This is a genomic window from Parabacteroides chinchillae, assembly GCF_900108035.1.
GTDB classification, from domain to species: domain Bacteria; phylum Bacteroidota; class Bacteroidia; order Bacteroidales; family Tannerellaceae; genus Parabacteroides; species Parabacteroides chinchillae.
Genome location: NZ_FNVS01000006.1, coordinates 182,841 through 191,243 on the forward strand (window position 1 = coordinate 182,841; position 8,403 = coordinate 191,243).

Sequence of the window (8,403 nt, forward strand, 5' to 3'; positions counted from 1 at the left end):
TTAGAAGTTTTCGTCTTTTTGTTTTTCCTTCAGATAGAACTGATATAACTTTTTTCCTATCTTGTCTTTTTTGAAGATACGTTCATGATTCATAGGTGTCATAGACAACCGAATTTTTGCCACACCTTCATTCAAGATTTCAAACTGCTGTGGAGTAATTCTGAATTGAGCAGTAGAACTTATTTCTGTGACGGGGATTACAATATTTCCACTTATAACACCAGCAGATTGACTTCCATTCCCAATCACAGTTCCTCTTAATTCAAGATATTTACCTGTGAATGTCCGAATTTTCATAGTTGGTTCAGCGAGAAAATTCATTCTGTCTGAACGCACTGTAGCTACTATCGAATAAATGGTGTCTTGCTTAGCTACACTGTACTTCATATTGCAACCTTCGGCTGCAAGTGCTTTATAAGTATAACCTACTGTTTGTGCTTTAGCGTTGAGTCCTAAAATAATACAAAACAGTAATAATATAATTTTTATAGTTTTCATATTTAATCTTGTTCGTAATCTTCGCCTTGTATTCCTAATTCGCCCTTACTCATGGCATTGGCAATATCTATTTTCAGTTCCTCGTCATAGTCTTTACTTGTCAAAAAGCTATTGACGATACGCAGCAACAAATCTTGGTCGATATTCGATGCTGCCACATGGTAAATGATAGATTCCAATGTACGCATACAGATGCAAGCGTGCCAGTAGTAGTTATTCTTGTGTAAGAAGTATGCGCCTAAAGTCAATGCAATACGCTTATTCCCATCATTGAAGAAATGCCCGGAACAGAATCTATACATCAGATAGGTTAGTTTGTCGGCAAAGGTTGGATAGTATAAATCATTTTGCACAAAATCCAATGTTGCACGAATACCACCTTCATCACGCACTCCTTCAAAACCACCATCGCTGGCATCAATCATTTTGCCATAGATGTTTAAGGCTTCATCGTAATCTATGTAAATAATTTTCTTACTCATCTTCTGCCTGCTTTAAGCGTTTAAGCACATCTTTGTTATCAGCTAAGATACGGTCAAAATCAATAGACTGGTCACCGATGAATCGTTCAAACTCTTCAGGAGTAACAGCTTGCAGGTAATCTGCTATATTACCATGATACGCATCCCGGAAACTGAAATCCCTTGAAGCCATTTTGGTTCTGGCATCATTCAGATAAGGTTTCTGCATAGGGTGTTCGGCAAGTTCGTTTACAATATGTTCCACTTCGTCAACGGTAAGCAACCTTCCACCATTTTCTTTGAATCGTTCACTGATTGCTGCACCCACTCCGTTTTCAAAAGAGGATATAACCAATAGAACTTCTGAATACAGCGTGTGCCGAACATTGTCTTTTGAATCCAACTTCAATACTTCCCGATACTCTTTGGCATTCTCTTTAAAAACAGCCTTATAGATAAAATCCGTAATCTGAGAATACTTGTATGTATGATGCCCATCGACATATTGATTGATGGCAGAGGTAAGATTTTTCCGATAGTTTTCTTCTGTGATTGCAGCAGGAAGATAATGCACATCCCTGCGATTAATATATTTAGTTCCTCCTCCGGTCTTTTCGTTGATGGTGGTAATCACAAAATCCAATATAAGACTACGGACTTTTTTAGCTTTCTCACTCTCTGTAAGCAACATACCCATGTCTAAGAATGAACGGAAGTTAAACAATCCGAGCTGTGTCGTTTTGCTCCCGACATTTATGACGGGAGCAAATTGCAACTTCAACTCTTTCAGGTGTTTACCCTTACATAAAATATATCCGTTAGCCGATAATTCATCGGAATGTTTTTCCAAGTAGCGTTCTATGGTTCGTTCCTCTACTTCGTAGAAATCGGCAACCATTTTTTTTGTAAAGCGATACTCTCCCTCAAAGAGCATTCCTTCAATGTCAAGATGCTCCTGTACTTTACTAACCGCAAAACGATTGTTGAGTACATTCTGCCTTTCTATGTTTGAGATTGTTAAATCTTTCATATCACTTCACAATTATCAGTTGCACGATTTTATATCTATACCGAGAATCTTTTGAATCTCAGAAAGCGTTTTGTCTATTTCATGGTCGAGTGCAGCACGTTTCTCAAAATACTGTTTGAGCAGTTCTGCCGGAGGGAGTATTTCTTCTTCCTCTTTCGGAAATTTACATTGATCGAAGTTACAATCCAAATCTATCAGCTGTTGGGCTGTAAACACACGGCTTTTTTCTCCCACTTCGTCATTGATGATTTCTTTTCGATCTTTCCACCATTCTTGAATAGGCAGCGTGTGTTCCACCTTCATAGGTTTGGTTTTAGAGAAGTGTTTATACCCTTCCGGCATATCCAAACGATAGAACCATGTCTCTTTGGTCTTGAACCCTTCTTCGCAGCCATCGGCTGCCTCATTATTAAAGAAAAGAATATTGGTTGCAATAGAGGTATATGGAGAGAATATAGAACCCGGCAAACGGATGATAGTATGCAAATTGAACTTGCGGAGTAGATTCTCTTTTAATGCGAGTTTAGCTCCGTCCGTACCAAACAAGAAGCCATCAGGGATAATCACACCGCATCGACCACCAACTTTAAGGCGGTACATGATAAGTGCGATGAACAAATCCGCAGTTTCACTTGAACGATATTGCACCGGGAAGTTGCTTTTTATGCTATCTTCCGTGCTACCGCCATACGGAGGATTCATGCCGATAACATCCACCTTGTCGCTTTCCTTGAAATCAGTGATATTTGTTCCAAGCGAATCACAATTTGCAATGTTGGGAGCCTCTATATCATGGAGCAATAAATTTGTAATACTCAACAAATACGGCAATGGTTTCCACTCTTGCCCCACAACGGCATTTTGCAGCTTTTCTCCATCTTCGGCAGAATGAACATTTTTAGCCATATAGTTAAGAGCAGAGGTAAGAAAACCTCCTGTGCCGCTGGTGAAGTCACCAAAGGTCTCGCCCAATTTCGGGTCAAGCATCATCACAATAAAATCGGTCAATGCTCGTGGGGTATAAAACTCACCGGCATTTCCCGCTGATTGTAGGTCTTTCAAGATACCTTCGTAAATATCTCCGAATGTGTGACGGTCGTCTGCATCGTCAAATTCAATTTCGTTTACAATATTGACTACTTGGCGCAGAAGCGTTCCATTCTTCATATACTGGTTCAAGTCAGCAAATGTTTCCTGAACAATACTTTTGGCTCTTGGTGTATTGGCATCTATCGGAAGATTTTTCAAGGCAGGAAACAATTTCTCGTTGACGAAAGAGAGCAATGCTTCTCCTGTCAACGCTTCGCCGTCTTTCTCGTCTACTGCCCAATTGCGCCAACGCAAATCTTCAGGGATGATAGACTTATAGTTCTCATCTTTGTATTCCCATGTCTCTTCCTGAGTATCATAGACTTTCAAGAAGAACATCCAAGTCATTTGCTCTATTCGCTGTGCGTCACCATTGATACCTGCATCTTGACGCATGATATTTTGGATTCGCTTTATGATGTTGTTTACTGCCATTTTTAAGCTGATTTATATATTTGATATTCAAGTTCTCTGATAGCTTGTTCAAAAGCGACTTTGCCACCGAATAACTTTATGATTTTAGTCGGCTTTCCGATGCTATTGAATGGTGGTATCTCCAATATATTCGCCTTTTCAAAATCAAGAATGCCATTTTCTGCATATTTTTCAAGAAGAGCCTCCAATACTTCGCGAGCTTTGCCTTCATACTTTCCGAAATAGTTGCGTTTCTTAACATTGTTCGCTCTTTCTTTTCTGGTCAAAGGAGGTTGGTCAAACGCAACATGACATATCACATCAAAGATGTCAGCGTCCTTCAATGCAGGATTCGCTTCACGTACTGCGTCTATCAAGATGGCATATTCCTTTAACTCATCCATAACCGCCTGTTTGCGTTCTGCTTCAGTCCACGTTTGTACGAAATCATCCAAACTTTGATAGTGTCGCAACAGTTGCTTTCTCGCAAACGACTGAACGCTTTCCGTTCTCATGGTTTTGCCATCCTCTCCCAAAACAGATACTATCTCATGAGCAATACGAATATCTTTACCATTGATGACATATTTCTCATGAGGCTCAGACACAGTGGGAGTTTCTGGAGTATCAATGATTTTGTAAGGCTTTGGCTTTTTACCACCTCCTTTTGGCGGTTCCGGATCGCCATCAAATGCAGGATCTTTGAATTTTGCCGTTGCATTACGGAAGTCAAGGATTTCCAGATGCCACTTGCCTTTGTCTTTTCTAAGTCGTGTGCCACGCCCGATGATTTGCTTAAATTCCGTCATAGAGCCAATTTCTTTATCAATGACGATTAAGCCACAAGTTTTGCAGTCCACTCCTGTAGATAGAAGTTCGGAGGTAGTAACAATTACCGGATAAGGCTCGTCAACACTGATAAAGTTGTCTAACTGCTTCTTCCCCTCTTTGTCCTCTCCGACAATGCGTGTTACGTAGTAAGGAGATTTTTTACATAAATCGCTATTCATATTGATAAGCAGTGTTCGCATTTCGGCGGCTTCCTCAATATCTGAACAGAACACGATTGTCTTTGTCATACGACCGATGTCGTATAACATTTGGGTAATCCTGTGTGCTACTACTTTACGCCTTAACTTAATGGCAAGGTCACGACCTATATTCTGTCTTTGATATAATTTCTGTTCAATTTCCTTTCCTAACAAATCTATTTCACCTTCATCGGGAGTCCAGCCCTGCAAATCAACGTTGATGAAGTCGGCAGTAACCCGATATGGAGCCAAGAAACCATCTTGGATTCCTTGAAGAAGGGAATAGGTATATACCGGCTCTCCGAAATAATCCAAGTTGTTTGCTCCTTCATCAGCTTTCGGGGTAGCAGTCATACCGATTTGGGTAGCCGAGCTGAAATACTCCAATACTTTGCGCCATGCAGAATCGTCCTTTGCGCTACCACGATGGCACTCGTCAACGATAATCAAATCAAAGAAGTTTGGCTGCACCTCCAAAAACGGATCTGGCTTGCCCTCTTTTCCAACCAGTTGGTGGTATAACGCCATATATACCTCGTATGAGGAGTCAATTTTCTCTTCGCCTTCCCCAACAGAAGTTATCTTAGTCATAAACTTCTTGAAAGGTTTGAAGTCTTGCACCATTGTTTGGTCAATGAGGATATTTCGGTCTGCAAGATAAAGAATCTTTTTCTTTGCTCCGCTTTTATGGAGACGATGGATAATCTGGAAAGCAGTGAAAGTCTTACCAGTACCGGTAGCCATTACGACAAGTACACGCTGTTGTCCTCTTGCAATGGCTTCCACTGTACGGTCAACCGCTATACGTTGGTAATATCTTGGCTCATGGCTATGGGCATCATAATAAAACGGTGTTTCTATTATGTTAAGTTCATCCGATGTATAGTTCTTGGATGCAAGATAACGATTGTATAATTCCTCTTCTGTCGGGAAATTCTCTAATTTGATTTCGGTTTCTTTCCCTGTGATAAAGTCATGTTCCAAGAAAGCATCACCATTACTGGAGTACGCAAATTTCAAGTCAAGGATTTGGGCATAATCCATAGCTTGTTGAATACCACCCCCAACGGCATGTTTGTTATCTTTAGCTTCTACCACTGCAATGGGCTTACCATTATGGTATAATAGATAATCAGCCTTTTTGCCCTCTGCTACTGAATGTTGGTTGCCAACAACAAGTACTCGACCATCCGTGAAATAATACTCTTCACGCATATTTACGCTTACAGCCCAGCCCTTTTGTTGGAGTGCAGGGGTAATGAACAAGGTGCGTATCTCTTGTTCTTTGAGTTCTTTCTTGTTTACTTCCATGATAATAAATTGTTTTAAGATTTATTACTGCTAACAATCAAATCTTTCACATCAATATCAAGAACATTAGCTATATCATTAAGGGTTTTGAGGTCTGGTTGAACAGAATTACTACACCATTTACTCACAGTGCAATTGGATTTACCAATCTGTTCTGCAAGCCATTTTCCTGTTTTTTGTTGTTCTGCAAGTACGACTTTTAGTCTGTTCAAATTAGCCATGAGGTAAAACGTTTTAATTCAAGAGCAAATTTATATAAATACTCTGATAACATAAGCAACTTCCGATAATAATTATTATTTGGAAGCGAAAAAATGGCTTAGATACCGTATTTCGACAGGATATTTTCGTCAATTTCAATTTTATGCCGACCTGTTGTAGTTCGCAGATTCTTTCTTACGGTGTCAAACGTGGAGTTAGTGAACCATTCGGCAAATGTCGCTATCACAAATGATGTAGTTACATCTCCACCTATATTATATTGGAAAGCGATGTTCCAAGCAAAGTTCTTTAAAGAGATTTGTGTGAGCGAACTATGTTTCTTAATATGAATCTCGGTCATGGAAAGCACTTGACGATTAGTCACAAAATAGCGGACAGATTCGCAAATTTGGAAAATCTCTGTTTCGTCCAAATCAAAACGCTTGAATGTGTCTCGTGTATATTTCAGGATAGCATTTAATTTCTCGTCTTCTTCTCTTTCTTTTTGTTGCTTGTATTGTTGTTGCTCATGCTGGTATTCATAATGGAATAATTCCATACGCCTTTTTTGTACTTCTACACAATCTTGGGTATGTAAGGATGCAACAGCCGAAGTCTTTTTATCTGTCACTTCATCGGCTAATGCCAAATGTGACAAAGGAGTTTCTATAATGTATCTTGCTATAGAGATGCAAAGATGATATAGAAGTTTCAGTATCACATATCCGACAGCCATAACGAACGGAAGCAAACTCATTCGTATGCTAAGCATATTGCATATTTGAAATGCAATCATTGAAGCCAGCAACACCGCAATGACCTCTATTGTCAAAGAATGGAGTATATATTGTTTTTGCTTCATGCCTATTGTTTTTTATTTAGCAATGCAAAGGTATAACACTTTTTCATAAAAAACGAAAGGAAAAAATAGATACAGTTATGCAAATCAATAGCTTATGAAAAGAAAAGCATAATAAAAGAAAATATCGAAGACTATCTGAAAACAAGAGAAAATAGAAATCATCAAAAACAGCACGGTTAAACTAAGTTAAAGTTTTTAAGCGGTAGCTTTTCTGTTCTTGCTAAGGCTGAATATAGAGTAAATGAAGCAAAGTAGTCATATTTGTACCAAGTAATATATAACGTATTGGTATTCAGTAATGATTATCTTTGAGGAAGTAAAATAACTCATACCATATATAGATAATAAAAAGAGATCGTTTCTGAATATTCGGAAACGGTCTCTTTTTTTATCCTATCAACGGCAATGATCTTTTATGTAGTTCTTTAAAATATGAAATGCAGGTGATGCCATCGAGCTATGATCATAGCCACCTAACTCATACAGATAAGTTTCTTTATGTCCGACAACCTTCATCATACGCCAGAAATATGCATTTTCTTCATAACGACCAAGCATTTCCATATCACGATCTCCAGAAACAATAATCAAAGGAGGAGCATCCGGGCGAACATAAAATAAAGGAGCAAATTCATCAATACCAGGTTGTGTATTTTTCATTCCCTTTGCCTGACGATAAGCAAAATGACTAATAGCATGTCCACTAAAAGGTATTAAAGCGGCAATAGAATCGGCATCTATATTATAGGCTTTCAACCATTTTTTATCCATACCAATCATATTTGTTAAATAACCTCCGGCAGAATGTCCTGAAACAAATATCTTCTGTTTATTACCTCCATATTTTTCTATTTCCTTGAAAGTCCATGCTACGGCAGAAGCGGCATCGTCTATGCAATCTGAGAGAGAAGCTTTAGGAAGCAAACGATAATTAACTGCTACGACAGCTAAACCACAATTCTTCAATTCCTCAGGAATAAACTTACTTCCAGCGGATAAACCTCCTCCATGAAACCAGACAACTGTACAAAAATCTTTTATATTTTCCGGATAGTAAATATCCAAATTACAACGTTCCTGGCTATACGGATTATTTGTTATATGATATGGAATATCTTTAACTACACGATAAACAATTGTATCCTGAGCATTAGAAAAATGAAGAACTAATAAAAACAGCAATAATAGTGAAAACTTTTTCATGGCACTTTCCTTTTGCCGGCAAAAATAACAATAAATAACTACAAGACAGAATAGGAATACTAATATATCTTCCATAACACACCTATATTATCAAAGCATTCAAAGCAAATGGAAAGAATATCCTCATTTAATAAAACAAAGTACAATACTGTGAGGATTTCCACAAACTAAAAAAGGAGTCCACTCAGATGAATGGACTCCTTCTCTTCTTTAAAACGGCGGCTACCTACTCTTCCACTGTTACGCAGTACCATCGGCGCGACGAGGCTTAACTTCTCTGTTCGGTATGGGAAGAGGTGGATC

The 8,403-nt window shown here is 38.7% G+C and carries 8 protein-coding genes and 1 rRNA gene; all 9 read right to left on the reverse strand.

Annotation, left to right across the window (positions count from 1 at the left end):
* Complete coding sequence (locus C4S38_RS06550; RefSeq protein WP_103983049.1) at positions 1 to 498, reverse strand: hypothetical protein; 498 nt, start codon at positions 496 to 498, stop codon at positions 1 to 3.
* Positions 499 to 500: 2 nt separating this feature from the next.
* Complete coding sequence (locus tag C4S38_RS06555) at positions 501 to 980, reverse strand: Fic family protein (protein ID WP_103983050.1); 480 nt, start codon at positions 978 to 980, stop codon at positions 501 to 503.
* Complete coding sequence (locus tag C4S38_RS06560) at positions 973 to 1,989, reverse strand: DNA-binding protein (protein WP_103983051.1); 1,017 nt, start codon at positions 1,987 to 1,989, stop codon at positions 973 to 975. The genes C4S38_RS06555 and C4S38_RS06560 overlap by 8 nt, the downstream gene beginning before the upstream one ends.
* Before the next feature lie 15 nt (positions 1,990 to 2,004).
* Positions 2,005 to 3,513 carry a class I SAM-dependent DNA methyltransferase gene (locus C4S38_RS06565; RefSeq protein ID WP_103983052.1) on the reverse strand — a complete coding sequence of 503 codons (1,509 nt, stop codon included), beginning with the start codon at positions 3,511 to 3,513 and terminating at the stop codon, positions 2,005 to 2,007.
* Positions 3,514 to 3,515: 2 nt separating this feature from the next.
* The gene (gene hsdR, locus C4S38_RS06570; protein ID WP_103983053.1) at positions 3,516 to 5,834 is read right to left on the reverse strand and encodes an EcoAI/FtnUII family type I restriction enzme subunit R; all 2,319 of its coding nucleotides are present in this window, start codon (positions 5,832 to 5,834) and stop codon (positions 3,516 to 3,518) included.
* Positions 5,835 to 5,848: 14 nt separating this feature from the next.
* Positions 5,849 to 6,055 (reverse strand): helix-turn-helix domain-containing protein, encoded by a 207-nt coding sequence (locus C4S38_RS06575; protein ID WP_007563585.1) that lies wholly within the window; start codon positions 6,053 to 6,055, stop codon positions 5,849 to 5,851.
* A gap of 98 nt (positions 6,056 to 6,153) precedes the next feature.
* Positions 6,154 to 6,897, reverse strand: a complete 744-nt coding sequence (locus C4S38_RS06580; RefSeq protein WP_009038145.1) for a hypothetical protein — start codon at positions 6,895 to 6,897, stop codon at positions 6,154 to 6,156.
* Positions 6,898 to 7,293: 396 nt separating this feature from the next.
* Positions 7,294 to 8,100 carry an alpha/beta hydrolase gene (locus C4S38_RS06585; protein WP_099463314.1) on the reverse strand — a complete coding sequence of 269 codons (807 nt, stop codon included), beginning with the start codon at positions 8,098 to 8,100 and terminating at the stop codon, positions 7,294 to 7,296.
* A gap of 213 nt (positions 8,101 to 8,313) precedes the next feature.
* A 5S ribosomal RNA gene (gene rrf, locus C4S38_RS06590) occupies positions 8,314 to 8,403 on the reverse strand; the annotation flags it as partial.

Coding starts and splice junctions, on each gene's coding strand:
- hsdR (WP_103983053.1), bottom strand. CDS start 5,834: ATGGAAGTAAACAAGAAAGAACTCAAAGAACAAGAGATACGCACCTTG.
- C4S38_RS06550 (WP_103983049.1), bottom strand. CDS start 498: ATGAAAACTATAAAAATTATATTATTACTGTTTTGTATTATTTTAGGA.
- C4S38_RS06555 (WP_103983050.1), bottom strand. CDS start 980: ATGAGTAAGAAAATTATTTACATAGATTACGATGAAGCCTTAAACATC.
- C4S38_RS06560 (WP_103983051.1), bottom strand. CDS start 1,989: ATGAAAGATTTAACAATCTCAAACATAGAAAGGCAGAATGTACTCAAC.
- C4S38_RS06575 (WP_007563585.1), bottom strand. CDS start 6,055: ATGGCTAATTTGAACAGACTAAAAGTCGTACTTGCAGAACAACAAAAA.
- C4S38_RS06565 (WP_103983052.1), bottom strand. CDS start 3,513: ATGGCAGTAAACAACATCATAAAGCGAATCCAAAATATCATGCGTCAA.
- C4S38_RS06580 (WP_009038145.1), bottom strand. CDS start 6,897: ATGAAGCAAAAACAATATATACTCCATTCTTTGACAATAGAGGTCATT.
- C4S38_RS06585 (WP_099463314.1), bottom strand. CDS start 8,100: ATGAAAAAGTTTTCACTATTATTGCTGTTTTTATTAGTTCTTCATTTT.